General features: G+C 37.6%; 25 protein-coding genes and 1 pseudogene. 23 read left to right on the top strand and 3 right to left on the bottom strand.

Translation table 11 applies throughout. The features are described from left to right. Positions 1–122: 122 nt before the first annotated feature. Entirely contained in the window at positions 123–1,229 is a 1,107-nt protein-coding gene (locus KFD70_RS09710; protein WP_336451550.1) for a GerAB/ArcD/ProY family transporter, read from the bottom strand. Positions 1,230–1,839: 610 nt separating this feature from the next. Between KFD70_RS09710 and KFD70_RS09715 the strand changes: the two genes are divergently transcribed. From KFD70_RS09715 to KFD70_RS09725, 3 genes are all read left to right on the top strand, one after another. Further along, complete coding sequence (locus KFD70_RS09715) at positions 1,840–3,435, top strand: spore germination protein (RefSeq protein WP_420792336.1); 1,596 nt, start codon at positions 1,840–1,842, stop codon at positions 3,433–3,435. A gap of 189 nt (positions 3,436–3,624) precedes the next feature. Further along, positions 3,625–3,855 carry a hypothetical protein gene (locus KFD70_RS09720; RefSeq protein WP_336451708.1) on the top strand — a complete coding sequence of 77 codons (231 nt, stop codon included), beginning with the start codon at positions 3,625–3,627 and terminating at the stop codon, positions 3,853–3,855. A gap of 111 nt (positions 3,856–3,966) precedes the next feature. Then, positions 3,967–5,178 (top strand): Ger(x)C family spore germination protein, encoded by a 1,212-nt coding sequence (locus tag KFD70_RS09725; RefSeq protein ID WP_431613154.1) that lies wholly within the window; start codon positions 3,967–3,969, stop codon positions 5,176–5,178. Positions 5,179–5,579: 401 nt separating this feature from the next. Here the strand turns inward: KFD70_RS09725 and KFD70_RS09730 are convergent, their stop codons facing one another. Then, complete coding sequence (locus KFD70_RS09730) at positions 5,580–5,966, bottom strand: DoxX family protein (RefSeq protein WP_431613155.1); 387 nt, start codon at positions 5,964–5,966, stop codon at positions 5,580–5,582. A gap of 390 nt (positions 5,967–6,356) precedes the next feature. Here KFD70_RS09730 and KFD70_RS09735 point away from each other — a divergent pair, with 390 nt between their 5' ends. The 17 genes from KFD70_RS09735 to atpC all read left to right on the top strand — a co-directional run bounded on the left by KFD70_RS09735 (position 6,357) and on the right by atpC (position 19,715). Continuing rightward, entirely contained in the window at positions 6,357–6,854 is a 498-nt protein-coding gene (locus tag KFD70_RS09735) for a PTS sugar transporter subunit IIA (RefSeq protein WP_431613156.1), read from the top strand. A 326-nt stretch (positions 6,855–7,180) separates the two neighbouring features. Next, complete coding sequence (locus tag KFD70_RS09740) at positions 7,181–7,621, top strand: low molecular weight protein arginine phosphatase (RefSeq protein ID WP_336451555.1); 441 nt, start codon at positions 7,181–7,183, stop codon at positions 7,619–7,621. 138 nt (positions 7,622–7,759) lie between these two features. Further along, a complete protein-coding gene (gene rpiB, locus KFD70_RS09745; RefSeq protein WP_003202270.1) occupies positions 7,760–8,203 on the top strand; it encodes a ribose 5-phosphate isomerase B in 444 nt (147 codons plus the stop codon). A gap of 54 nt (positions 8,204–8,257) precedes the next feature. Next, entirely contained in the window at positions 8,258–8,830 is a 573-nt protein-coding gene (locus KFD70_RS09750; RefSeq protein WP_431613157.1) for a TIGR01440 family protein, read from the top strand. A gap of 366 nt (positions 8,831–9,196) precedes the next feature. Further along, positions 9,197–10,438 (top strand): serine hydroxymethyltransferase, encoded by a 1,242-nt coding sequence (gene glyA, locus KFD70_RS09755; protein WP_336451557.1) that lies wholly within the window; start codon positions 9,197–9,199, stop codon positions 10,436–10,438. Positions 10,439–10,900: 462 nt separating this feature from the next. Beyond that, positions 10,901–11,530, top strand: coding sequence for a uracil phosphoribosyltransferase (upp, locus tag KFD70_RS09760; RefSeq protein WP_003202275.1), 630 nt, complete (start codon positions 10,901–10,903; stop codon positions 11,528–11,530). A gap of 390 nt (positions 11,531–11,920) precedes the next feature. Next, a complete protein-coding gene (locus KFD70_RS09765) occupies positions 11,921–12,034 on the top strand; it encodes a DUF4024 domain-containing protein (protein ID WP_034278971.1) in 114 nt (37 codons plus the stop codon). Between the two features lie 26 nt (positions 12,035–12,060). After that, positions 12,061–12,285 carry an AtpZ/AtpI family protein gene (locus KFD70_RS09770; RefSeq protein ID WP_001171217.1) on the top strand — a complete coding sequence of 75 codons (225 nt, stop codon included), beginning with the start codon at positions 12,061–12,063 and terminating at the stop codon, positions 12,283–12,285. Next, on the top strand, positions 12,285–12,677 hold the full coding sequence (locus KFD70_RS09775; protein ID WP_000567602.1) for an ATP synthase subunit I: 393 nt from the start codon (positions 12,285–12,287) through the stop codon (positions 12,675–12,677). The genes KFD70_RS09770 and KFD70_RS09775 overlap by 1 nt, the downstream gene beginning before the upstream one ends. A gap of 7 nt (positions 12,678–12,684) precedes the next feature. After that, positions 12,685–13,407, top strand: coding sequence for a F0F1 ATP synthase subunit A (gene atpB, locus KFD70_RS09780; protein ID WP_336451558.1), 723 nt, complete (start codon positions 12,685–12,687; stop codon positions 13,405–13,407). A gap of 62 nt (positions 13,408–13,469) precedes the next feature. After that, on the top strand, positions 13,470–13,688 hold the full coding sequence (atpE, locus tag KFD70_RS09785; RefSeq protein ID WP_000052064.1) for a F0F1 ATP synthase subunit C: 219 nt from the start codon (positions 13,470–13,472) through the stop codon (positions 13,686–13,688). 127 nt (positions 13,689–13,815) lie between these two features. Continuing rightward, entirely contained in the window at positions 13,816–14,322 is a 507-nt protein-coding gene (gene atpF / locus KFD70_RS09790; protein ID WP_336451559.1) for a F0F1 ATP synthase subunit B, read from the top strand. Beyond that, positions 14,319–14,861 carry a F0F1 ATP synthase subunit delta gene (locus KFD70_RS09795; RefSeq protein ID WP_336451560.1) on the top strand — a complete coding sequence of 181 codons (543 nt, stop codon included), beginning with the start codon at positions 14,319–14,321 and terminating at the stop codon, positions 14,859–14,861. The genes atpF and KFD70_RS09795 overlap by 4 nt, the downstream gene beginning before the upstream one ends. An 11-nt stretch (positions 14,862–14,872) precedes the next feature. Next, positions 14,873–16,381 carry a F0F1 ATP synthase subunit alpha gene (gene atpA, locus KFD70_RS09800; protein ID WP_336451561.1) on the top strand — a complete coding sequence of 503 codons (1,509 nt, stop codon included), beginning with the start codon at positions 14,873–14,875 and terminating at the stop codon, positions 16,379–16,381. A gap of 341 nt (positions 16,382–16,722) precedes the next feature. After that, the gene (gene atpG / locus KFD70_RS09805) at positions 16,723–17,583 is read left to right on the top strand and encodes a F0F1 ATP synthase subunit gamma (RefSeq protein ID WP_336451562.1); all 861 of its coding nucleotides are present in this window, start codon (positions 16,723–16,725) and stop codon (positions 17,581–17,583) included. A 315-nt stretch (positions 17,584–17,898) separates the two neighbouring features. Continuing rightward, positions 17,899–19,293, top strand: coding sequence for a F0F1 ATP synthase subunit beta (gene atpD / locus KFD70_RS09810; protein ID WP_336451563.1), 1,395 nt, complete (start codon positions 17,899–17,901; stop codon positions 19,291–19,293). 20 nt (positions 19,294–19,313) lie between these two features. Next, on the top strand, positions 19,314–19,715 hold the full coding sequence (gene atpC / locus KFD70_RS09815; protein WP_026591864.1) for a F0F1 ATP synthase subunit epsilon: 402 nt from the start codon (positions 19,314–19,316) through the stop codon (positions 19,713–19,715). Positions 19,716–19,849: 134 nt separating this feature from the next. On the opposite strand, the gene KFD70_RS09820 is transcribed toward atpC, so the two are convergent. Then, entirely contained in the window at positions 19,850–22,063 is a 2,214-nt protein-coding gene (locus KFD70_RS09820; RefSeq protein WP_420792339.1) for a putative bifunctional diguanylate cyclase/phosphodiesterase, read from the bottom strand. 891 nt (positions 22,064–22,954) lie between these two features. Here KFD70_RS09820 and KFD70_RS09825 point away from each other — a divergent pair. The 3 genes and pseudogenes from KFD70_RS09825 to KFD70_RS09835 all read left to right on the top strand — a co-directional run. After that, complete coding sequence (locus tag KFD70_RS09825) at positions 22,955–23,323, top strand: NADH-quinone oxidoreductase subunit A (RefSeq protein ID WP_336451564.1); 369 nt, start codon at positions 22,955–22,957, stop codon at positions 23,321–23,323. Beyond that, positions 23,314–23,832: an NADH-quinone oxidoreductase subunit NuoB gene (gene nuoB / locus KFD70_RS09830; protein ID WP_017153544.1), complete on the top strand. Its 519-nt coding sequence runs from the start codon at positions 23,314–23,316 to the stop codon at positions 23,830–23,832. Before KFD70_RS09825 ends, nuoB begins: the two co-directional genes overlap by 10 nt. Continuing rightward, positions 23,829–24,331, top strand: a pseudogene (locus KFD70_RS09835) (NADH-quinone oxidoreductase subunit C); the annotation flags it as partial. The gene nuoB and the pseudogene KFD70_RS09835, both read left to right, overlap by 4 nt.

The following is a 24,331-nucleotide window of genomic DNA, read 5'->3' on the forward strand; positions in this document are numbered from 1 at the left end:
TTTTTTGGCGGTTTTTGTAAAATTCCCGAAGAAAACTTTACACTTCGGTAAACAAGCTTCCATAACAAGACCATAATGTGTATTTTCTACGCTTTGTCAGGGATACTCTTCAAAGAAAATAACTATTCTCTTTGTTCGGTCTTTCCTTTTCTCCTAAATATACTGACTATTAACATGATTAGAGGTAAAAAAAGCCCAACTGACAACGAATAGGCTATAGTCACTGTAGCGTCGAAGTTTTGTTGTTTTACGACGTCTTCATACATAATGATAGAAAGAACACCTACAATCATCGCTAAAGGTAATACTAATGGGCGATAATATTTCAAATTCAAAATTTGTGTAATACCTAAAACAGAAGCGTAAAAATAAAGAGCCATCTTAAAATAGATTGTAATAAACCACATGATCGCGATTGTTCCTTCGATACGTTGGATAAAATCACCTACGTTTATTTTTCTTGCTAGTATAAAGCTTGGATACGTGTGTCTTGCAGTAGTTTCGGCACCTAAAACCAAAATACTTAAAATTGTGATGATAATAATGACAACTCCCCCAATTATATTTCCAATATAAAACGATTTTCTGGCTTCTTTCGGTTGATTAATTAAGGCAGGAAAAATCATTAATAAAATCACAGAGTTTACAGAAGATGTAGTAATCAAGTGTAAGGATGCTCGTAATATCGTTTTTGTCTCTACCTCAAATACAGGTTGAATATTTTCAAACTTGATTTGTGGAATAAGAAAGATGACTAAAATGATAAAAAGGATAAAGAAAATTGGTATGAATATTTCTGCGGAGCGAGCGATTGTTTCGAGCCCCAGACGTACTCCCATTACCAAAATGAGTATCATCAATAGGTTAAGGGCTAGGGCGGGTGTATTAGGCATCATATGTGTGTTTAAAAAGCTACCATTATAAATCAAAAGAATAGAAGTATAAAGTAATGGCATAGAAACAAAGAAAAGAGACACTGTTTTCCCTAACCATTTTCCAAATAATTGTTCATTGATTTGTACAATAGTCATGTTAGGAAAATTACGAACTAAAGTGTTAAATATCCATATTACAAAAACTCCTATCCCTGTACCCACTAGAGATACAATCCAAGCGTCTTGTTTTGCTTCGACTGCTAATCCTCCTGGAATAATTAAGATAGTCGTACCAATTGTAAATAAAGTTACTAAAGTTAAAAATTGATGTGAATTGATCTTTTCATTTTTCACAATAGGAACCTACCCCATTTTCTCATTAGTTTATACCTACCCAATAGAATTCTTAAAAAGAAAATCTTTTTTAAATAATCCTGAGTAAAAGTTTCACTTTACATTATCTTGTGAGGTTTTGTTATTTCATAAGTATGGTCAGGTTTTAACAGTTCCATAACAATTTCCGTATCCAGTAGAAGATATTCGAGGGGGATTATTTTATTGGATTTTGGTAATGGGGATGCTATACCGTACTTATTGGAAGTTCAAGTATAATTCAAGTTTAATTGGTAAAAATGAACTTGAAAGAACAAGGTCGAGTAATATTTATGCGAAAAATCACCGTAAATTAAGAGATTGTTTTCGTAGGTATTCACTAACATGTTTTTAAATCCTTCGGCTACAAATAACGGTTATGAAGTGAAATAGACTTCAAAATTTATCTCGCATTAACGGACAGTAACACTCCCACCTCAAAATTCAGCGAAAGCAAAGAAGTTAAGTGGGAGATGAACTGTCCGTAAAGGCCCGATTGGTGAGGGCTAATAATCAGTGGGGAAAACCCTCACTGATTAAAGTTTCACTTTATATAAGCGATGAATCAACATTATGAGAGAGGATAAATTGTATGCGTTTTTTTAAGAAACAAAGAAAAAACAGTGTAATGTACTCCTCATTTGAGCAAGAAGATGAAAGTAAGGAAGATAACAAAGTCCTGTTAGAAACAAGTCTCGAAGGAAATATTCAATATGTAAAGAAAATGCTTGGAAATAGTAGCGACATAGTGATTAGGGAAATACAAATTGGTAAAGATGGGTTAATTAAAGCAGGTATTTTCTATACGGATGGATTGGTGGATACGAACTCCATTCAGAACTTTATTTTGGAGTCGCTCATGTTAGATATTCCTATCGAACAGAATCAAACCATATCATCTCAACAGAACGTTTTACAAATATTGAAAGATCGTATTCTTACGGTTGGAGATATAAAAGATGTTACTGAATTCAGGTCTTTATTCAATTCTTTGTTATCAGGGGATGTTATTTTCCTGTTGGATGGCTATGAACAAGGTTTCACAATATGTATGCGTGGGTGGAGAGACCGTGGTGTCATGGAATCCAGTACGGAAACCGTCGTTCGAGGACCTAAAGAAAGTTTTACGGAGAGCTTGCGTACCAATACGGCATTAATCCGCCGAAAAATAAAAGCACCCAACCTTTGGGTTGAATCGAAAATGCTTGGAAGAGTAACCCAAACAGATGTGGCGATCTTGTATATTGATGGGATTGCGAATGATAGAGTTGTCGAAGAAGTGCATAGGCGTCTAAATAAAATTGATATCGATGGGGTTCTAGAGAGTGGTTATATTGAGGCATTGATTGAAGATGAACCGTTTAGTCCTTTTCCGACTGTATTTCATTCGGAACGACCTGATGTGATTGCTGCAGAGCTTTTAGAAGGAAGAATTGCTATCGTAGTGGATGGAACGCCGATTGTTCTAGTTGTCCCGGCACTGTTTGTTTCCTTCGTACAAGCTGCGGAAGATTATTATCAACGTACAGACATTAGTACTCTCATCCGTTTGCTTCGTTTTTTAAGTATTTTTACCGCTCTGCTAGGACCATCCCTATATATTGCCATCACCACGTTTCATCAAGAAATGTTACCAACTCCTCTGTTAATCGGTTTAGCTGCTCAACGGGAAGGAGTTCCCTTTCCTGCATTCATTGAAGCTCTCATGATGGAAGTGGCATTTGAAATCTTACGAGAAGCCGGTTTACGAATGCCAAAGGCTATTGGCCAAGCTATATCTATTGTAGGAACACTGGTAATTGGTACTGCGGCAGTTGATGCGGGAATTGTATCGGTTGCTATGGTAATCGTTGTTGCAGTCACGGCGATTTCAAGTTTTGTGCTCCCCGCATCTACCTTTTCTATGTCTATTAGGATACTCCGTTTCCCAATGATGGTGCTTGCTGCCTCTTTTGGCTTATTTGGGATATTCATTGGGTTTATTGCACTTATTCTTCACTTGTGCAGCTTGCGTTCTTTTGGGATTCCTTATATGAGCCCTTTTGGGCCTTTTATCCGTGAGGACATTAAAGATACGTTTATTCGGGTACCTCTATGGCGGATGTTCTCTCGCCCGCGTTTAATTAGTCAAAAAAATGTTAGACGTGAACAAAATTCAGCTCCGAAACCGCCTCGAAATAAAGTTTAAATGAACATAAAAGTTATCAATTCAAAAAATGTAAAACCTGTCTATTTGGAATTGATAACGTCAGTAATAATACCAATTTCAAGCTTGCAAAAAGGGATAAGTATAGATAGGTATAAAGACTTGACGACTAGATGCCTCTATATCCCTATTTTCTAATCACTCAAAGGAAGAAAGGAGTATACAAAAGTGATGGCTGTTGCTGGAATCTTTGTCATTGTCGCTGCCATTATTGCGATCGATGTTCCTTTTCTGTTAAAAGAAAAATTAAAAGGAGAGTTATGGTTGTTTTCTATTCTTCTATTATTGGGCACTTCGTTAAGCGTTGCAAAAGCCTTGAATATTAAGATTCCCAATCCACTAGATTGGATTACAGCCATTTATAAGCCACTTTATTACGTTATTGAGGAATTATTAAGATGAAAATGATTTTACATGGTTAAAGTTTTTAAGAAATACCACTCAAGAAAGAATAAATGGAGCATTCTCCTTAGATATAAGCATGTATAAATAAATTCGAAAGGTGTTTAATCTATGAAACGCTACTTTACAATGCTTATCATACTGCTTGTATTTCTATTATTTACTACAGGCTGCTGGAATCGTCGTGAATTAAATGAATTGGCCATCACATTGGCCTTAGGGATAGATCGTACAATGAATGGTCAATATCTTGTGACTGCTCAGGTGGTAAATCCAGGAGAAGTAGCTACGACAAAAGGCGGTGGCAGTGGTGGTCGTTCACCAGTAGTTATCTATCAGGCGAAAGGGCAAACCATATTTGAGGCGATCCGAAAAATGACAAAGGACTCCCCGAGGAAAATTTATCCTTCACACCTTCGGATGCTCGTAATTGGTGAGTCATTAGCGAAAAAAGGAATTGGAAAATCGTTAGATCTTCTCTCGAGAGATTGGGAACTACGATCAGATTTTTATATCGCTGTAGCTAAGGGAATGAAAGCAGAAGATGTTTTAAAGGTGCGTACACCTGTAGAAAAAATACCTGCTAATAAATTGTTTAATACCCTTAAGGCCTCGTCAGAAGCATGGTCAGCGACAAGTTTCGTTACATTAGACGAGCTAATTGTAGATATGGTAAGCGATGGGAAACAACCAGTGTTAACAGGAATCTCCTTACATGTAAAAGATGATGAAGAAACAGCTTTAAGTAAACAGAATATAGAAGTGATTGATACTCCTGCTCGAATACTTTTTCAAAACTTAGCGGTATTTGAAAAAGATAAATTAGTGGGTTGGTTAAATGAGAAACAAAGCAAGACGTATAATGTCATTACGAACAATGAGTTAAGTACAGTTGTGAATGTATCGTGTCCAAAAGGAGGGAAATTTGTTTATCAAGTGATGAACTCAAACACGGAAATGAAGGGTAAGATAAAGAATGGAAAGCCGGAGATAGATCTAAATATTCGTGTGAAAGGTAATGTCGGTGAAGTAGCATGCGATATCGATTTAAAAAAAACGGGAGCGATTGAAAAATTAGAGGAGATTTATGAAAAAGAATCGGTGGAATTCTTTAAAAAAGCAATAAAAGAAGTACAGGAAAAATATAAAATAGATATATTTGGATTTGGAGAAGCGATTCATCGAGCTGATCCTAAAGCTTGGAAAAAACTCAAAAAAGATTGGAATGAATATTTCGAGAACCTGCCTGTTAATCTACATGTACAAGGAGAAATCGAACAGGTAGGAACAGTAACTAATTCCTTTTTTGAAAAAATAAAGTAACTTGTTTAGTTTATATAAGGACTGGAGGTTCGAAAATAGCAGTCAAAAATCTATTTAAAATCCTGCAAACGATAGAAAGAGTTTACTCATTTTAAAGAATATTTTTTTATATGAGCGCATAAAAAATTATGTGTGTTTAGCGTAAAATTAAACTTTAAAAAAGTGGTACATAGATTAAAGCTATAAGAACACTAAAAGATCACTAAGCGATTCCTCTTATATAGACCGTTGGTAAAAAGACCAGATTGCTACCACGCAGGAGGGATCATTTTTTTATGGATTTTACTTCTACTGAGTTGGAGACTTTGTGCCTCCCGTCTCTCAACGATTTGAAAAGGAGTAGATCTCAAACTGAAATCTACTCCTCTTTTTAATAAATATCTTGAAATTGAGATAGTTAATTAAAATAAAACGTAAGCGCCAGGTCCAGTTAATGCAACACCAACTGCAATAGCAATTAAGATCATGTTATATTCAAATCCGTTTTGTGTTACCCAGTAGCCATTTTTGCCATGGACTGTAAAGATTGCAACTAGCATTGTACCTATGATAAGTAATGAGCCAACCCAAGTGAAGATACCTGCTGCGAATAAGAATCCGCCTAACAGCTCAGTTGCACCAGCCATAAATGCCATAAATACGCCAGGGCGTAAGCCAATTGATTCCATCCAGCCGCCTGTTCCTTTTAGGCCGTGACCACCAAACCAACCGAATAATTTTTGAGTACCATGACCCATGAATGTAATTCCGATAATAAGACGAATAATAAGAAGACCGATGTCCATCATTTATAAAACCTCCAAAAAAGTTATTTACTTATCTTACGTAAGTAATGATAAATCAGTTACTTACTTTAGTCAAGTAACTTTCGTGGAAAATATGAAGAAAATTTTACAAATCAACAATAAAAAATAAATATGTCGTAAAGACCTCTAGACAAGTGAGAGAAAAAAAGAGAAAATATAAGAAAGAATTAATTCTGATAATTGTTATTCAGACAATCTGAATTGACTGGAATTTTGCAAAGCGATACAATAAGAGTCTATTGGTAATAACGTGATTCTTTTCGAAAGCGTTTTTACAATATAATATTTGAAGTATAAAGTCTTACATGTATCTCAATTATTACTAGGGATTGCCCTATACATTTTCAACCTAATTATAAGGAGGACTATCCTATGTTTAAAAAATTATTTGGCCTTGGTTCAAAAACAAATGCAGAAACAATCGTAGCTCCATTAACTGGAGAAGTGAAAAATATTGAAGAAGTACCAGATCCAGTATTCGCTGGTCGCATGATGGGTGACGGTGTTGCAATCGTTCCAACTGAAGGTGTAGTTGTATCACCAGTGGACGGTGAAATCGTACAATTATTCCATACAAAACATGCTGTTGGAATTAAAGCGAAAAATGGTACGGAAATTTTAATCCACGTTGGTTTAGAAACTGTAAAAATGGAAGGCGAAGGTTTCGAAGCTCACGTATCTGAGGGACAAGCTGTGAAAGCTGGCGATAAATTAATTTCTTTCGATTTAGAATTAATTCGCGAAAAAGCAAAAAGCACAATTACGCCAATCGTTATTACAAACACAGATGCAGCTGAATCTATTCATACAACTGTAGGCATTTCAGCTACAAAAGGTTCAACAGAATTAATGAAAGTTACTATGAAGTAATAGTTTGTTGTAAGGAATCCATTTTATATGAAATGGATTCCTTATTTTATCATTTTAACCGATTCATCCCCCACCTCAAACTTGTTTAGAGGTAGGTGGGGGGGAGTTCAATTCATAGTGGGGCTTTTCGAGTGGATGTTTTCTTCAAGTGTGTTATTATATGTAAGGCACTTGAAACTAGGGTTTCACATATATGTGGATAAGGCGTATTTCTCTTAGAAAAAATAAAAGGAGAAATACGCCTTTTGTATGTTCACATTTCTTTTGTTCCATTGTAATGTACGTTATGATAAATGTAGAACATTCACTATAAGGAGTGAGCTTGGATGAAGCGAGTGTTATTTGTTTGCACTGGAAATACATGTCGTAGCCCAATGGCAGAGGCGTTGCTTCGTCACTATGGGAAAGGGAATTTTGAAGCGAAGTCCGCTGGTGTTTTTGCCAATCCTGGAAGTGATGCATCTTTGTATGCAAAAAATGCATTAGCAGAAAAGGGAATTAAGGCAGCACATGCTTCGCAGCAAATAACGGAAGAATTACTTGAGTGGGCTGATATGGTACTTACGATGACAGAAAGCCATAAGCAACTTGTGATTGGGCACTATCCGAGTGCTGGAAAAAAGGTGTATACATTTTATGAATTTGTAGAGGGTACAAGTAAGGATATTTCAGACCCGTATGGCGGTTCTCTCGCTATTTATCAATCAACATTAGTAGAGATGGAAAAACTTGTACAAACTTTATTGAAAAAACATTCAGAAGGTTAATGTTTCGTGTATAATACGATATTGGAGATGATCTTGCTTGGAATGAGCAAGTAAGTATAAGTGTTTTGCAATCATTTATCAGTGGGGATGAAGAACCTTACTCGATAGAAGTTTTACTAAAATTTTGGAGGGGTCAAAATGAAAGTAGTAGTAGCATCTGATCACGGTGGAATGAATATCCGCAAAGAAATCGTAAGTTTATTAGAAGAACTAAATATTGAATATGTTGATTTAGGATGTGAATGTGAAGCCGGTTCTGTTGATTATCCTGACTTTGCATTTCCAGCGGCAGAAATGGTTGCAAACGGTGAAGTAGACCGTGGTATTTTAATTTGTGGGACAGGTATTGGGATGTCAATTGCAGCAAATAAAGTACACGGTATTCGTTGTGCATTAGTTCACGATACATTTAGTGCAAGAGCAACAAGAGAACATAATGATACAAACATGTTAGCGATGGGTGAGCGCGTAATTGGTGCTGGTTTAGCGCGTGATATCGCAAAAATTTGGCTAACAACTGATTATGAAGGTGGACGTCACGAAAACCGCGTAGGGAAAATTAAAACATACGAAGCGAAGTAATTTTCTATTGGACATACTAATTTATTGAACCAATCTGTGAAAGGAAGAGGCGTCATGACGGAAATAGTAAAAGTGAAAAAGCAGCTACAAACATCGCTTTCTGATTTTCAAAAGCAAGCTTCCCTGCAAAGCGGTCAAATTTTTGTAGTGGGCTGTAGTACGAGCGAAGTGCTCGGAGAGAGGATTGGAACATCGGGAACGATGGAAGTAGCAGAAGCAATTTTTTCTGAGCTAAAACAATTTCAAGCGCAAACAGGTATAGAATTGGCATTCCAATGTTGTGAACATTTAAATCGTGCTTTAGTAGTTGAAAGAGAAGTGACAATGAAGTATCAACTTGAAATTGTAACCGTTACGCCCGTTAGATCAGCTGGTGGCGCATTAGCAACATATGCATATCATTATCTAAAGGATCCTGTAGTAGTGGAGTTTATAAAAGCAGATGCAGGTATGGATATCGGTGATACTTTTATTGGTATGCATTTAAAACATGTTGCAGTTCCAATCCGCACAAGTGTAAAAGAGATTGGAAGTGCACACGTAACGATGGCCAAAACACGCGCGAAACTTATTGGTGGTGCGCGTGCTGTGTATGCAGCAGTAGAAGAAACAGTTACTTGTAGCTAAAGATAAAGTGAAGGCCTTTCATCAGTGGGGATATCCCCTACTGATGAAAGGCCTTCACGAATTGTGCTTTTATAGGCAGCTATCTGTTATCTCCCCTTTGCATCTTTAGGTAGAGCGCTTGGGATGAAGAAGAAACAGAAATGTAGTATCTCATATAAAGAGGTATGTAGTCTGACCTTATAAAGGATAAAAAGAAAAGACCAAACTCGATCTTTTTTTTCTTTTATGATATAGAAAGTCATGTTAGAATGTAGTTGAAAACATGAAGGTTCTAAAGAATTACAACTTGAATTTTCGTTTTTTTCTCAATAAATAAGAAAAAATTATCGGGAATCAGTGTAATTCGTTCAGAAAAGGGGGATTTTGGTGGATCATTTAAAACGTCAAGATGAAAAGGTATTTGCTGCAATTGAAGCAGAACTAGGAAGACAACGTTCAAAAATTGAATTAATCGCTTCAGAAAACTTCGTAAGTGAAGCTGTAATGGAAGCACAAGGTTCTGTTTTAACAAACAAGTATGCAGAAGGATATCCTGGTAAACGTTACTACGGCGGTTGTGAGCATGTAGACGTAGTAGAGGATATTGCACGTGATCGCGTAAAAGAAATCTTTGGTGCAGAGCATGTGAACGTTCAACCACACTCTGGTGCACAAGCGAATATGGCTGTATACTTCACGATTTTAGAGCAAGGCGATACAGTACTTGGTATGAACTTATCCCACGGTGGTCACTTAACACACGGAAGCCCTGTTAACTTCAGTGGGGTACAATATAATTTCGTAGAATATGGCGTAGATGCTGAATCACATCGCATCAATTATGATGATGTGTTAGCAAAAGCAAAAGAACATAAACCAAAACTAATCGTTGCAGGTGCAAGTGCTTACCCTCGTGTTATCGATTTCAAGAGATTCCGTGAAATCGCAGATGAAGTTGGTGCATACTTAATGGTAGATATGGCACATATCGCAGGTTTAGTTGCAGCAGGCTTACATCCAAACCCAGTGCCACATGCACATTTCGTTACAACAACAACACATAAAACATTACGTGGCCCACGTGGCGGTATGATTTTATGTGAAGAAAAATTTGCAAAGCAAATTGATAAATCAATCTTCCCTGGTATTCAAGGTGGCCCACTTATGCACGTAATTGCTGCGAAAGCTGTTGCATTCGGTGAGGCACTTCAAGATGACTTTAAAACATATGCACAAAACATCATTAATAATGCAAATCGCTTAGCGGAAGGTCTTCAAAAAGAAGGACTTACACTCGTTTCTGGTGGAACGGACAACCATCTTATCTTAATTGATGTTCGTAACTTAGACATTACAGGTAAAGTAGCAGAGCATGTATTAGATGAAGTTGGTATTACAGTGAACAAGAACACAATTCCATTTGAAACAGCAAGCCCATTTGTAACAAGTGGTGTACGTATCGGTACAGCAGCAGTAACATCTCGTGGCTTCGGTCTAGAAGAAATGGATGAAATCGCATCAATCATTGCTCATACATTAAAAAATCATGAGAATGAAGCTGCACTAGAAGAAGCACGTAAGCGTGTAGAAGCATTAACAGATAAATTTCCAATGTATACAGATCTATAATAGATTAGATGAAGACTGCTGAAGCATATATTGTTTCAGCAGTTTTTTTTCATTTGAAACAGGGATTCGTAATAGATGGTTTTTTAGAATACTTTCTATAAGTCAGAGTTTTTAATATGGAAGATATAGAACTGCAGTTTTCTCGGCCTGCGAATAGCAAGATAAATGACCTGAAAAGAACGCTAAGATAATAAATTCTTTTGGGAGTCCAGTATAGGAGAGCGTAGTAGATAAGCGAGGACATATATAACTTGTGAAGTATGTATACAAATGGTGAATAAATTTTGGATATATAATGAAGGATAGGGCTTCCATAATTGGTAAAGATATTAGGTAGGTTCATGATGAATTTAATATTTTTCCAAATTTGCCCTTGAATATTAGTAGCGTTTTCTTTACAATCGTAAATAGTGTAAAACGGCGTGTGCGCACGCATGAATATCATCTGAAGGAGAGATTCACATGGGAAAACTGTATGTATTTGATCACCCGTTAATTCAACATAAGATTACATATATTCGCGATAAAAATACAGGTACTAAAGAATTTCGTGAATTAGTGGATGAAGTAGCAAGCTTAATGGCATTTGAAATTACACGCGACCTTCCACTTGAAGAAATCGAAATTGAAACACCTGTAAGCAAAGCGAAAACAAAAGTGATCGCTGGTAAAAAGCTTGGTCTAATTCCAATTTTACGTGCAGGCTTAGGAATGGTAGATGGGATTCTGAAATTAATCCCAGCAGCAAAAGTAGGACACGTTGGTTTATACCGTGACCCGAAAACATTGCAACCGGTAGAATACTATGTGAAACTTCCAACGGATGTAGAAGAACGTGACTTTATCGTACTTGATCCGATGTTAGCAACAGGTGGTTCTGCAGCTGAAGCAATTAACTCTCTGAAAAAGCGCGGTGCGAAGCAAATTAAATTAATGTGTATCGTAGCTGCCCCAGAAGGAGTAAAAGTAGTACAAGAAGAACATCCTGATGTTGATATTTATGTAGCGGCATTAGATGAGAAATTAAATGACCATGGTTATGTTGTTCCAGGTCTTGGCGATGCTGGTGACCGTTTATTTGGAACGAAGTAAGACAACAGACGAGAGGGATTCCCTACTCGTCTTTTTTTTTATGGGAAGATGAAGAATGGGGGAGGGGGATAAGTTTATATAAAATGGTATTTTTTGTATATACAACATAACTTGCATATATATCACATATAATATAGAAGTCTAACTTCTATGAAACACTATACTATAGAAGAAAAACGTTATATCCCAAAAATGTAATAGTGACAAACTTGTGAACTTTTTCTTCTATTATAAGAGGAAAACTTCTAGAAATTGCATATCTTTCACCAGTATTTTGAAGGGGAACGTTTTCATTTTTGGAAGGAAATAACTAATACTCAAATTTTTTGATTTTTTACGATTTCTCGTTGACAGTGCTAATACCCTATTGTATGCTAACAACGGGGATAGATGGTAGGGCTTTCAGTGACAAAATTACATCTATTCCGTGACGAAAAAGTAAACTTTTTATTTTGTATAGGATTTATGCAAAAAAATGAGTTATTATTAACACATCGTGAATGAGGGTTACATATTGGAGGGATGAATCCTTGCAAAAAAACGATCGCAACCCGGTAAAAGCGTATGCTTTAATGTCAGGTATTCTTGCTCAGTTAGTCGGTTCCATTCTTGTTGGAATCTTTGGTGGGCAATGGATTGATAGTAAGGTTGGAACGTTTCCATTGTTTCTCATTATAGGCTTATTGCTAGGATTAGGAACAGGGATTTACGCAATGATTCGACTCATTCGACATTACTATTCGGGAGAGCAATGATGATAGACGTACATGGACTTGTCCAAAGACAAAAGAAATATATGTACTACTTGCTTGCGCTTCTTGTGCTAGGATGGGGATTTACCTCTTACAAGGATGTATTTCTTGGGCTGATTATCGGAACGATTTTCAGTTTTCTTAGTTTGCGCATCATTGCACGTAGAACAGACAAGCTATTAGATCGCGTTACCAATGGAGAAAACGTGAAATTTAAAGCAACGGCTGTAAGTACATATTCGAGATTTGCCACGATTGGGTTATTAATTTTATTTGCAGCGAAATATCAGCATTTAATTGCGATGTGGAGCTTAGGTGTAGGATTGCTGACAGGATATCTTGTCATGATCATAGATTTTCTTTATTTAGAGTATAAGAGCAGGGAAGAGAGGTGAATTACTAGTGGAACACGGTAAATTAGTTGAATTTCTAGGTTTAACGTTCGATTTATCATCAGTTATGATGGTCACTGTTGCAGCAGTTATTGTTTTCTTAATCGCTGTTATTGGAACTCGCAGCTTAGCTCTTCGTCCTACGGGAATGCAAAACTTCTTGGAATGGATTTTAGACTTCGTGAAAGGGATCATTAATAGTACGATGGACTGGAAAACAGGTGGGCGCTTTTTAACACTTGGCGTCACACTTATGATGTTTATTTTCGTATCAAACATGCTAGGTTTACCATTCATGTATTCAACAACTGAGGCTGGTGAACACATTGCATGGTGGAGATCGCCAACGTCTGATCCAGCAGTTACATTAACATTAGCCGTGATGGTAGTTACCCTCACCCATTATTATGGAATTAAGATGAAGGGTACAAAAGAATATATCAAAGGTTATTTCCAACCTATGAAGTTCTTATTTCCTTTAAAGGTTATTGAGGAATTTGCTAACACATTAACGTTAGGTCTTCGTCTATTCGGTAACATTTATGCAGGTGAGATTTTGTTAGGATTACTTGCTAAATTAGGTGGAAGCGGAGCAGTACTTGGAGCATTAGGTGCGATTGTACCAATGTTGGCATGGATGGGATTCAGTGTATTCGTTGGTTCAATCCAAGCGTTTATCTTTACAATGTTAACGATGGTTTATATGGCTCATAAAGTAAGTCATGACCATTAATATACTTTAATAAGTAAGTAAAAAAATCTATTTTTTTTATAATACAAAGGAGGACAAATTAAATGAGTTTAGGTGTAATCGCAGCTGCAATTGCAATTGGTTTATCAGCATTAGGTGCAGGTATTGGTAACGGTCTTATCGTATCACGTACAATCGAAGGTGTTGCTCGTCAACCAGAATTAAAAGGCGCACTTCAAACAATTATGTTCATCGGGGTTGCATTAGTTGAGGCACTTCCAATCATCGGTGTAGTTATCGCATTCATCGTAATGAACAAATAAGGGAGACTCCCCTTACATAGATGGCGAAGAGTGTTTTTAGACTTTCTTCGCCATTGCTTTATGAACGAAATGTATGTCTTTTTTTTTCATATGGTCAAATTAGATATCTCGAAGGGAGTGAATCCTTGTGCCAACTTTAATGTTAGGAGCTGCCATTCCATTTGGAACAATCGCTTATACATTGCTAGTTTTCCTAATTTTATTAGTAATGCTACGTAAATTTGCTTGGGGTCCTTTGATGGGAATTATGAAGGAACGTGAAGAGCATGTTGCTAGTGAAATCGACGCTGCAGAACAAAATAATGCAGAGGCGAAAAAGTTAGTAGAAGAACAACGTGAAATGTTAAAACAATCACGTGTTGAAGCACAAGAGTTAATCGAAAGAGCGAAAAAACAAGCAGAAGAGCAAAAAGATGGTATTGTTGCCGCTGCAAAAGAAGAAGCAGAATCTATTAAAGCATCTGCTGTACAAGAAATTCAACGCGAAAAAGAGCAAGCAATTGCTGCTCTGCAAGAACAAGTCGCTTCTTTATCTGTTCAAATTGCTTCTAAAGTAATTGAAAAAGAATTAAAAGAAGAAGACCAAGTGAAGTTAATTCGCGATTATATTAAAGAAGTAGGAGAAGCGCGATGAGCAATGAGATTGTAGCAAAACGTTATGCTGTCGCTCTTTTTCAAATTGCAAAAGAAAAACACGTATTAGAAATGTTTGAAGAGGAATTACGCCTTGTACAAAACGTTTTTGTAAAGAACGGAGAACTACATAGCTTTTTAACACAACCAAACATTTCAAAGGAGCAGAAAAAAACGTTCCTTTCTAACGTATTCTCTTCTGTTTCTGAATCAATTTTAAATACGTTATATATTTTAATTGATAACAAACGCATTGAAATTCTACCTGAAATTGCAAATGAATATGTAGTTCTTGCTAATGATGAACGTAACGTTGCTGATGCAACTGTATATTCAGTTCGTCCTCTATCAGAAGATGAAAAGCTTAGTATTGCAGAATCATTTGCTAAGAGAACAGGGAAAGATGCAATTCGTATTAAGAATGTTATAGATGAAGATTTACTAGGCGGCATTAAAGTACGCATCGGAAATCGCATTTATGATGGTAGTTTACAAGGAAAGTTAGCACGTATTCAGCGTGAACTTATGAAGAATAGATAGGGGTGAAGCACATGAGCATCAGAGCTGAAGAAATTAGCGCACTGATAAAGCAACAAATCGAGAACTATCAGTCTGAAATCGAAGTTAGTGATGTTGGTACAGTTATCCAAGTTGGTGACGGTATCGCACGTGCTCATGGTCTTGATAACGTTATGGCTGGTGAACTTGTAGAGTTCTCTAACGGCGTTATGGGACTAGCACAAAACTTAGAGGAAAACAACGTAGGTATTATTATTTTAGGACCTTACACAGAAATCCGTGAAGGTGACGAAGTTCGTCGTACTGGTCGCATCATGCAAGTACCAGTAGGGGAAGAACTAATCGGTCGTGTTGTAAACCCATTAGGTCAACCAGTAGACGGTTTAGGCCCAATCAATACAACAAAAACTCGTCCAATCGAAAGTCCAGCACCAGGTGTAATGGATCGTAAATCTGTTCATGAGCCACTTCAAACAGGTATTAAAGCGATTGACGCTCTTGTACCAATTGGTCGCGGTCAACGTGAGTTAATCATCGGTGACCGTCAAACTGGTAAAACAGCAGTTGCACTTGATACAATCTTGAATCAAAAAGATGAAGATATGATTTGTATCTACGTTGCAATCGGACAAAAAGAATCTACAGTACGTAATGTAGTAGAAACACTACGTAAGCATGGTGCATTAGATTACACAATCGTTGTAACTGCATCAGCTTCTCAACCAGCTCCATTATTATACTTAGCTGCTTACGCTGGTGTAACAATGGGTGAAGAATTCATGTACAACGGAAAACACGTATTAGTAGTATATGATGACTTATCAAAACAAGCAGCTGCTTACCGTGAGCTGTCATTACTATTACGTCGTCCTCCAGGTCGTGAAGCATATCCAGGGGATGTATTCTACTTACATTCTCGTTTATTAGAACGTGCAGCAAAATTAAGCGATGCAAAAGGCGGCGGTTCTTTAACAGCTCTACCTTTCATCGAAACACAAGCAGGGGACGTATCAGCTTACATCCCAACAAACGTAATCTCTATTACAGATGGACAAATCTTCTTACAGTCTGACTTATTCTTCTCTGGCGTACGTCCAGCGATCGATGCAGGTACTTCAGTATCTCGTGTTGGTGGATCTGCTCAGATTAAAGCGATGAGTAAAGTATCAGGTACACTTCGTCTTGACCTTGCATCTTACCGTGAGTTAGAAGCGTTCGCTCAGTTCGGTTCTGACCTTGATAAAGCAACACAAGCGAAATTAAACCGTGGTGCTCGTACAGTTGAAGTATTAAAACAAGGATTACACAAACCACTGCGAGTAGAGAAACAAGTTATCATTCTTTACGCTCTAACACGTGGATTCCTAGATGATATTCCAGTAGCAGACATCACTCGTTTTGAAGAAGAATTGCATGCTTGGTTAGATTCAAATGCAGCTGACCTATTAAACGAAATCCGCACAACGAAAAAACTTGCGGATGACGACAAATTTGCAGCAGCAATCAATGGATTTAAGAAAGTATTCGTAGCTTCTGAATAATGATAAAAAGCGAAGGTGGCTTGTCCAGAAGGGGAGGGCATTGGAACTCCTGACAAAGAGGCGCTTTTTGCCTCGCAGGAAGGGGTGAAATGACCGACCCTTCTAGCCACCGCAGCTAGATTGAATAAAAAAGCGGAAGCGGCTCGTGCCGCTGAAACTAAATGATATAAACAGGCAACTCTTACAGGGATTGCTAACGGTTATGTAAAGGAAAAGAGTAGGTGCACCTATTCTTTTCCTTCAATCATGAGCAAGAAGATCTTGCAACGTAGATTAGAAAGATGAACGAAAGGGATTCTTACTAATCGTGCCAACTTCCGGAAAAAAGGTGGTGAAAACCTGTGGCATCTTTACGCGATATAAAAGCGAAAATTAACTCGACTAAGAAAACGAGTCAAATTACGAAAGCGATGGAGATGGTATCTGCATCGAAATTAAACCGTGCAGAACAAAATGCTAAATCTTTCGTTCCGTATATGGAAAAGATTCAAGAAGTCGTAGCGAGTATTGCGCAAGGTAGCAAAGGAATCAATCATCCAATGTTAACAGCGCGCCCTGTAAAACGTACAGGATACATCGTTATTACATCTGATCGCGGACTAGCAGGTGGTTATAACAGTAACGTATTACGTGCGGTAAGTAACGTAATTCGTGAACGTCATAATATGGATTCAAACCAATATTCAATTATTGTGCTTGGACGACTAGGACGTGATTATTTAAAACGTCGCGGCTTTAACATCATTGATGAAGTAGTTGGATTATCTGACCACCCATCATTTACAGATATTAAAGACCTTGCTTCTCGAGCAATTGCGATGTTCGCAGATGGTGCTTATGATGAGCTGTATATTTACTACAACCATTACGTAAGTAAAATTTCACAAGAAGTAACGGAAAATAAAATTTTACCGCTTACGGACGTGACGTCTGACAAACCGACGACAGCTTATGAGTTTGAACCTTCTGAGGAAGATATCTTAAAAGTATTATTGCCACAATACGCAGAAAGCTTAGTGTACGGTGCATTACTAGATGGTAAAGCAAGTGAACACGCGGCGCGTATGACAGCAATGAAAAGTGCTACAGACAACGCAATGGAAGTTATCGATACACTTACACTTTCATTCAACCGTGCTCGACAAGCAGCGATTACGCAAGAAATTACAGAAATCGTTGGTGGAGCGGCAGCGTTAGAATAGTAATATAAAGCGGAGCCGACTGTTTAGCCCCGCCGGCTAAGGTTCTTTCCCACAGAAGGTGCTTTTTACCTTCTCGTGGGGAAGGTTCTTAGACGAAAGGGGCTAGGAGGCAAAGCTAGATTGTAATAAAAAGCGGAGGTGGCTTGCCCAGAAGGGAAGGGGTGAAATGACCGCCCCTTCTAGCCACCAGAGCTAGATTCATAAAAAACGGAAGTGGCTCTTTCGGAAGAGTCGCCCAAGCTACATTAATAAAAAAATGAAAGCCGACTGCTCATAGAAAGCTGGCTAATTTAAAGAAAGCTAGGAGGGAACCCGATGAATAAAGGGCGCGTTACGCAAATCATGGGTCCGGTTGTAGACGTTAAGTTTGACGGCGGAAAGCTACCTGAAATCTACAATGCCCTTAGAATTAAAAAAGATGAAGTTAACTTAACTTTAGAAGTTGCGCTTCACTTAGGTGATGACACAGTTCGTACGGTTGCGATGTCTTCTACAGATGGACTTGTTCGTGGCACAGAAGTAGAAGATACTGGTAAACCAATTTCTGTTCCAGTTGGTGATGCAACACTTGGTCGTGTATTTAACGTATTAGGTGATGCAATTGACTTAGATGGTGAAGTTGCAGCGGATGTACGCCGTGATCCAATTCACCGTCAAGCACCTGCATTCGAAGAGTTATCTACGAAAGTAGAAATTCTTGAAACTGGTATTAAAGTAGTAGACTTACTTGCACCATACATTAAAGGTGGTAAAATCGGTCTATTCGGTGGTGCCGGTGTAGGTAAAACAGTATTAATCCAGGAGTTAATTAACAACATCGCACAAGAGCACGGTGGTATTTCTGTATTCGCTGGTGTAGGTGAGCGTACTCGTGAAGGTAACGACTTATACCACGAAATGAGCGATTCTGGCGTAATCAAGAAAACAGCGATGGTATTCGGACAAATGAACGAGCCACCTGGTGCACGTCAACGTGTTGCGTTAACAGGATTAACAATGGCTGAACATTTCCGTGATGAGCAAGGACAAGACGTACTACTGTTCATCGATAACATCTTCCGTTTCACGCAAGCGGGTTCTGAAGTATCTGCCCTTCTTGGTCGTATGCCATCTGCGGTAGGTTACCAACCAACACTTGCAACAGAAATGGGTCAATTACAAGAGCGTATTACATCTACAAATAAAGGGTCTATCACGTCTATCCAAGCGGTATATGTACCAGCCGATGACTATACTGACCCAGCACCAGCTACAACGTTCGCTCACTTAGATGCAACAACAAACTTAGAGCGTCGTTTAACACAAATGGGTATTTACCCAGCGGTAGATCCATTGGCATCTACATCTCGTGCGCTTTCTCCGGAAATCGTAGGAGACGAGCATTACGAAGTAGCGCGTCAAGTACAGCAAACACTTCAACGTTATAAAGAACTTCAAGATATCATCGCTATCTTAGGTATGGATGAGTTATCTGAAGAAGATAAGTTAGTTGTACATCGCGCTCGTCGCATTCAATTCTTCTTATCACAAAACTTCCACGTAGCGGAGCAATTTACAGGTCAAAAAGGTTCTTACGTACCTGTAAAAGAAACAGTTCGTGGTTTCAAAGAAATTCTAGAAGGTAAATACGATGACCTTCCAGAAGATGCATTCCGTCTAGTTGGTGGTATTGAAGAAGTTATTGAAAACGCGAAGAAAATGATGGCGTAAGGCCTTAGGAGGGACGAATTATGAAGACATTTCCAGTCAGTATTGTAACTCCTGATGGACCGGTTTACGAAAAAGAAGTAGAAATGGTAAGCGTGAAAGCAGAAAGTGGGGAAATGGGGATCTTACCAGGTCACATTCCAACTGTTGCACCTCTAAAAATTAGTGCGGTTCGTTTAAAGAATGGCGGTCACACTGATTATGTAGCGGTAAGCGGTGGCTTTATCGAAGTTCGTCCAGATAAAGTAACAGTATTAGCACCATCTGCTGAAGAAGCAAACCATATCGATATTCATCGTGCAAACGAAGCGAAGCGTCGTGCTGAGCAACGTATGCAAGATAAACAAGTACATGTTGACTTCAAGCGTGCAGAACTTGCACTAAAACGTGCGGTTAACCGTTTGAACGTTTCCGATATGAAATAAAAAAATCCGTAAAGGTTCATTCCTTTACGGATTTTTTATTATATCTTGGATAGAAGAGAGCTGAAAATTACACATCCTAAAAATTATTATAAAAAAGAAGATACTACTTTTTAAAAAAACCCCAAGCATAAACATTAATTGTTCATGCTTGGGGTTTTTTGTAGGAATTTCATAAATTCTTTACCGCTTAGTGGTTTGCTAAAGTAATAGCCTTGCATATATTTACAACCATTGTTTTGTAAGAATTGGAGTTGTTCTTTTGTTTCAATTCCTTCTGCAACAACAGAGAACTTTAATGTATTGGCAAGTGAAAGAATTGTTGATACAATCGCTTTTTCTTCTTCGCGATGTTCAGCCATTTGTGTAAATTCTCTTGGTACTTTTAATGTATCAATTGGGTAAAGAGATAGATAGGCAAGTGATGAGTAGCCTGTACCAAAGTCATCGATTGATGTTTGAATTCCGTATTCTTTCAATTGTCTTAGCTTTAATAAAGTTTCTTCTTCATCTATCATTGCGATTCGTTCCGTTAATTCGAGTGTTAAAAATTTTGGTTCTAAGTTTGTTTCTTGCAGTATATTTAGAATTACATCAATTAAGTTATCCTGCTGAAATTCTTTTGCTGATAAATTAACGCTCATGTTTAAATCGCAATAACCGAATCTATGCCACACTTGTAGTTGTTGACAAGCTTGTTTTAACATCCAGTGACTGAGTGGGATCATTTGTATCGTTTCTTCCGCTATTGGAATGAACTCATACGGAGAAATCATTCCTAGTTCCGGATGTTGCCAACGAATTAACGCCTCTGCACCGATTATCTTTTTTGTGACGACATCAATTTGTGGTTGGTAGACGATAGAGAATTCATGATTTGCTAAGGCAAGCGGTAAGTCTTTTTCAATTCTCGCTCTTCGCTCCATCTTCTCATATAGTTCTTTCGTATAAAAAGAACTACCATTTTTTCCTTTATGTTTTGTTTCATACATCGCCATATCGGCGTGCTGCAAAATAGACATTGCATCCTCACCATCTTCTGGATAGATAGCGATACCGATACTTGGTGAGATTTGCAGTAGATGATTTTCAATTTCAAATGGTTCATTCATCAATGATAAAATGTTATCTGCAATTCTTTGTACTTCAGAGTCTTTCTCATAGTCTTCTATGAGAAGTGTAAACTCATCTCCAGCAAGCCTTGCAATCTTCACATTTGGTTTTGAAATTCGCTTCAATCGTTTTGCGACAGCAATTAAGAGAAGGTCTCCTACCTGGTGTCCAAGGGTATCATTTATAATTTTAAAGCGATCTAAGTCAAGAAACATAACTGCAAAGGAACCTTTTTCTTTTTTTGCTCTTATAATGGCAGATTCAAGGTATTCCTGGAAAGCACGGCGATTTGCTAGTTCAGTTAATGTATCATGATATGCTAGGAAGTTAATTTGCTTTTGTTGTTGTATACTTTCTGTAATGTCTTTAAGCATCAAATAAATCCCTGTAATATGCTCCTTTAAAATAATAGGAACAGCTGTAACGTGTAAATAATAAATATCTCTGTTTTTATGATATGCTCGTATATCTAAAGAAATAGAATGTCCTTGTTTTACATGACGAAATGCATCGATTACCTTTTGTAAATCTTTTTCATAAATGAGGGAATGACAAGGTTTGTGAAATAACTCATTTGTTTGATAGCCAAGCAATGTAGTTCCCGCGTTATTGACATTTAAAAAATTCCCATGTAAATCTAACGTGAAAATTGGATCCGGATGATGTTCATATAAAGATTTAAACATTTGCTTACTTTGAAACAATTTATTTTTTTGATCCACTAAATCTTTTGTACGTAGTTCAATTTGTTTTTCTAGTTCTAAATTAAAATGCATCTGTTTTAGTAATAGCACTTTATTTTGTCTTCGTACTAACATATGACGAATCAATAAGAAGAAAAATGTGAGAATAAATCCGGTTACTAAAACGGGTGCAAAAACGTGCTCTACCAATATAAAAATACTAAGTACAGTTACGGATATATATGGTAATGATAAACGGATTGCTTCACCAGCTTGTGGTGTTAAAAGTACTTGCTCATGTTTCTTAGTCTTTTTTGTGTGAAGTACGCATGCAATCGTAATCATCATAAGTACAACTTGATAAATTGGTGCGACCGTAAACATGGAATATTCTGGTGCTGAGTATTTGATATACATATAAATAGAATCTGTACCTGCATATAAAATAAGAGAGATTCCAAGTAGCGTGGCAACCTGTTTTGAAATGAGTGATAGCGGCCGAAATAATAAGTGAATTCCTATTAATACAAATAGTAAATTTGCCATCGGATACATAAGTTGAACAACCATATTGATGAGAGATAAGGTGAATATATGGATAGCTTGTTCAATGAGAAGGTAATAACTTAAAGTGAATTGTGCAGTCACAATGATACAAATGTCACATAGCGTGAAAAGTTTCTCCCATATATTTTTGTTGTGAATCATTTCGTATAAAAAGGCAGATACAAAGCTTATTACAAATAGTGAATAAAAAATATCAGATGGATCAACAAATGTGTAATAATCATTTAGAATAAGTCGTTGATAAAAAACGATTATATCACCGATGCTATAAAGTATTGTGCCGATTGTTACTAACATCCAAAATGTATGAGCTTGTTTATCTGTATTTAATGAAAAGTAAAATAAATAACTACTCATCATCATGTTAAGAAAAATGGTAGTAATACCCGCTATGATTTGGAACGGAACTGAGTATCCGGAAAAAAAGAGTAAAGCTATATAGTGAATTATAAAATATAATAATAAAGAGCTTATAAGGATAGTTACATGTGTTTGTTTCTTTGTTTTCACTGAAGTCACCCGCGATATAGACGAGTATAAATCGTCCTTTTCTATTTTCTAGAGGGAATTGCTTGATACGTATATGCAGTTTCCATATTTTATTTTACACATTTATCACAAATTGTAAAAATGAAGAGAAATATGAGATTTCATTAAACTAGTTCAAATTACTGTCAACCAAGTAATATAAGGAGAAAATTTGCCTTACGTTACTTGGTTTTTCTTTTTCCCAATATATCGACATAGGAATTTGAAGTTTGCTATAATGAGGTTAATAGTCGCATTATTTAGAAAAATTTAAAAATAATAAATGATGCAGGTTAGACATATTGTTTACTAAGTGAACTTGTTCTTAATTTAGGGGGGGAGGGTTTCAGGGTGGCGAATGTATATGAAAATAGTTATATGATTGTTGGGATCTTTTTACTATTGGGTATATTGCTACCGATAGTGGCTCTTACGTTAGGAAAGTTGCTGCGCCCACATAAACCAAGTGCAGCGAAGGCAACGACGTACGAAAGCGGAATTGAACCTTATCATGATGCGAATGTCCGTTTTCATGCTCGTTATTATATTTTTGCATTATTGTTTGTCATTTTTGATGTGGAAACCGTATTTTTATATCCGTGGGCCGTTGCCTATGACAAGCTTGGTTTGTTCGCGCTTATTGAAATGTTAATCTTTGTCATTATGTTGCTTGTTGGTTTGGCGTATGCTTGGAAAAAGAAGGTGTTACAATGGCTATAAATTTCGAAGAGTTACATCCACAGGAACGGGCGGAATTAGAGAGGAACATCTTTTTTACAACATTAGAGCAGGTGAAGGGGTGGGCGCGTAGTAATTCTTTATGGCCAATGACATTTGGGCTGGCATGTTGTGCGATTGAAATGATGGGAGTTGGCTCATCTCATTATGATTTAGACCGGTTTGGATCATTTTTTCGGACATCGCCGAGGCAATCAGATGTCATGATTGTTTCAGGAACAGTGACAAAGAAAATGGCACCAATTGTGCGTCGTTTATACGATCAAATGCCAGAACCGAAATGGGTTATTGCGATGGGGTCCTGCGCAACAGCAGGCGGTCCATATGTGAATTCGTACGCTGTTGTGAAAGGAGTGGACCAAATCGTACCGGTAGATGTGTACATTCCAGGGTGTCCTCCGAACCCAGCTGCTTTAATTTATGGGATTAATAAATTAAAAGAAAAGATTCGTTACGAAGCAAAGACTGGAAAGCAGGTGACGAATAGATGAGTGATCCGAATAAAGAGATAGAAGATATGAAAAAAGCGGCCGCAAGACATGCAAAAGAAGAAGCTCGGAAACGGTTAGCCGCTAAACATGAGGAGGAAATGTCTAAAACTGAGGTACAAGAAGAAAAAGAGAAAGCGCTACCAAAAGGTGAGGAGATAAGTATAGAGGAAGCAAAAGCGGCAGCGTTAGCGAAGCAGAAGGCGTCAGAAGGCGAAGAAATATCAGAAGAGGACAAAGCGAAAGTGAAGGCAAAAGCGGCAGCAGCAGCGAAAGCAAAAGCAGCCGCGTTAGCGAAGCAGAAGGCGTCAGAAGGCGAAGAAATATCAGAAGAGGACAAAGCGAAAGCGAAGGCAAAAGCGGCGGCAGCAGCGAAAGCAAAAGCGGCAGCGTTAGCGAAGCAGAAGGCATCAGAAGGCGAAGAAATATCGGAAGAGGACAAAGCGAAAGCGAAGGCAAAAGCGGCGGCAGCAGCGAAAGCAAAAGCAGCCGCGTTAGCGAA

Origin of the sequence: Bacillus pfraonensis (genome assembly GCF_050768835.1) — a bacterium.
Classification (GTDB): Bacteria; Bacillota; Bacilli; order Bacillales; family Bacillaceae_G; genus Bacillus_A; species Bacillus_A pfraonensis.

Bases quoted from the DNA above. Each gene is read 5' to 3' on its own strand.
- KFD70_RS09715 (WP_420792336.1), top strand. From the start codon at position 1,840: ATGCGTTTTTTTAAGAAACAAAGAAAAAACAGTGTAATGTACTCCTCA.
- KFD70_RS09720 (WP_336451708.1), top strand. From the start codon at position 3,625: ATGGCTGTTGCTGGAATCTTTGTCATTGTCGCTGCCATTATTGCGATC.
- KFD70_RS09725 (WP_431613154.1), top strand. From the start codon at position 3,967: ATGAAACGCTACTTTACAATGCTTATCATACTGCTTGTATTTCTATTA.
- KFD70_RS09730 (WP_431613155.1), bottom strand. From the start codon at position 5,966: ATGATGGACATCGGTCTTCTTATTATTCGTCTTATTATCGGAATTACA.
- KFD70_RS09735 (WP_431613156.1), top strand. From the start codon at position 6,357: ATGTTTAAAAAATTATTTGGCCTTGGTTCAAAAACAAATGCAGAAACA.
- KFD70_RS09740 (WP_336451555.1), top strand. From the start codon at position 7,181: ATGAAGCGAGTGTTATTTGTTTGCACTGGAAATACATGTCGTAGCCCA.
- rpiB (WP_003202270.1), top strand. From the start codon at position 7,760: ATGAAAGTAGTAGTAGCATCTGATCACGGTGGAATGAATATCCGCAAA.
- KFD70_RS09750 (WP_431613157.1), top strand. From the start codon at position 8,258: ATGACGGAAATAGTAAAAGTGAAAAAGCAGCTACAAACATCGCTTTCT.
- upp (WP_003202275.1), top strand. From the start codon at position 10,901: ATGGGAAAACTGTATGTATTTGATCACCCGTTAATTCAACATAAGATT.
- KFD70_RS09765 (WP_034278971.1), top strand. From the start codon at position 11,921: ATGGTAGGGCTTTCAGTGACAAAATTACATCTATTCCGTGACGAAAAA.
- KFD70_RS09775 (WP_000567602.1), top strand. From the start codon at position 12,285: ATGATAGACGTACATGGACTTGTCCAAAGACAAAAGAAATATATGTAC.
- atpE (WP_000052064.1), top strand. From the start codon at position 13,470: ATGAGTTTAGGTGTAATCGCAGCTGCAATTGCAATTGGTTTATCAGCA.
- KFD70_RS09795 (WP_336451560.1), top strand. From the start codon at position 14,319: ATGAGCAATGAGATTGTAGCAAAACGTTATGCTGTCGCTCTTTTTCAA.
- atpA (WP_336451561.1), top strand. From the start codon at position 14,873: ATGAGCATCAGAGCTGAAGAAATTAGCGCACTGATAAAGCAACAAATC.
- atpD (WP_336451563.1), top strand. From the start codon at position 17,899: ATGAATAAAGGGCGCGTTACGCAAATCATGGGTCCGGTTGTAGACGTT.
- atpC (WP_026591864.1), top strand. From the start codon at position 19,314: ATGAAGACATTTCCAGTCAGTATTGTAACTCCTGATGGACCGGTTTAC.
- KFD70_RS09820 (WP_420792339.1), bottom strand. From the start codon at position 22,063: ATGTATCCGATGGCAAATTTACTATTTGTATTAATAGGAATTCACTTA.
- nuoB (WP_017153544.1), top strand. From the start codon at position 23,314: ATGGCTATAAATTTCGAAGAGTTACATCCACAGGAACGGGCGGAATTA.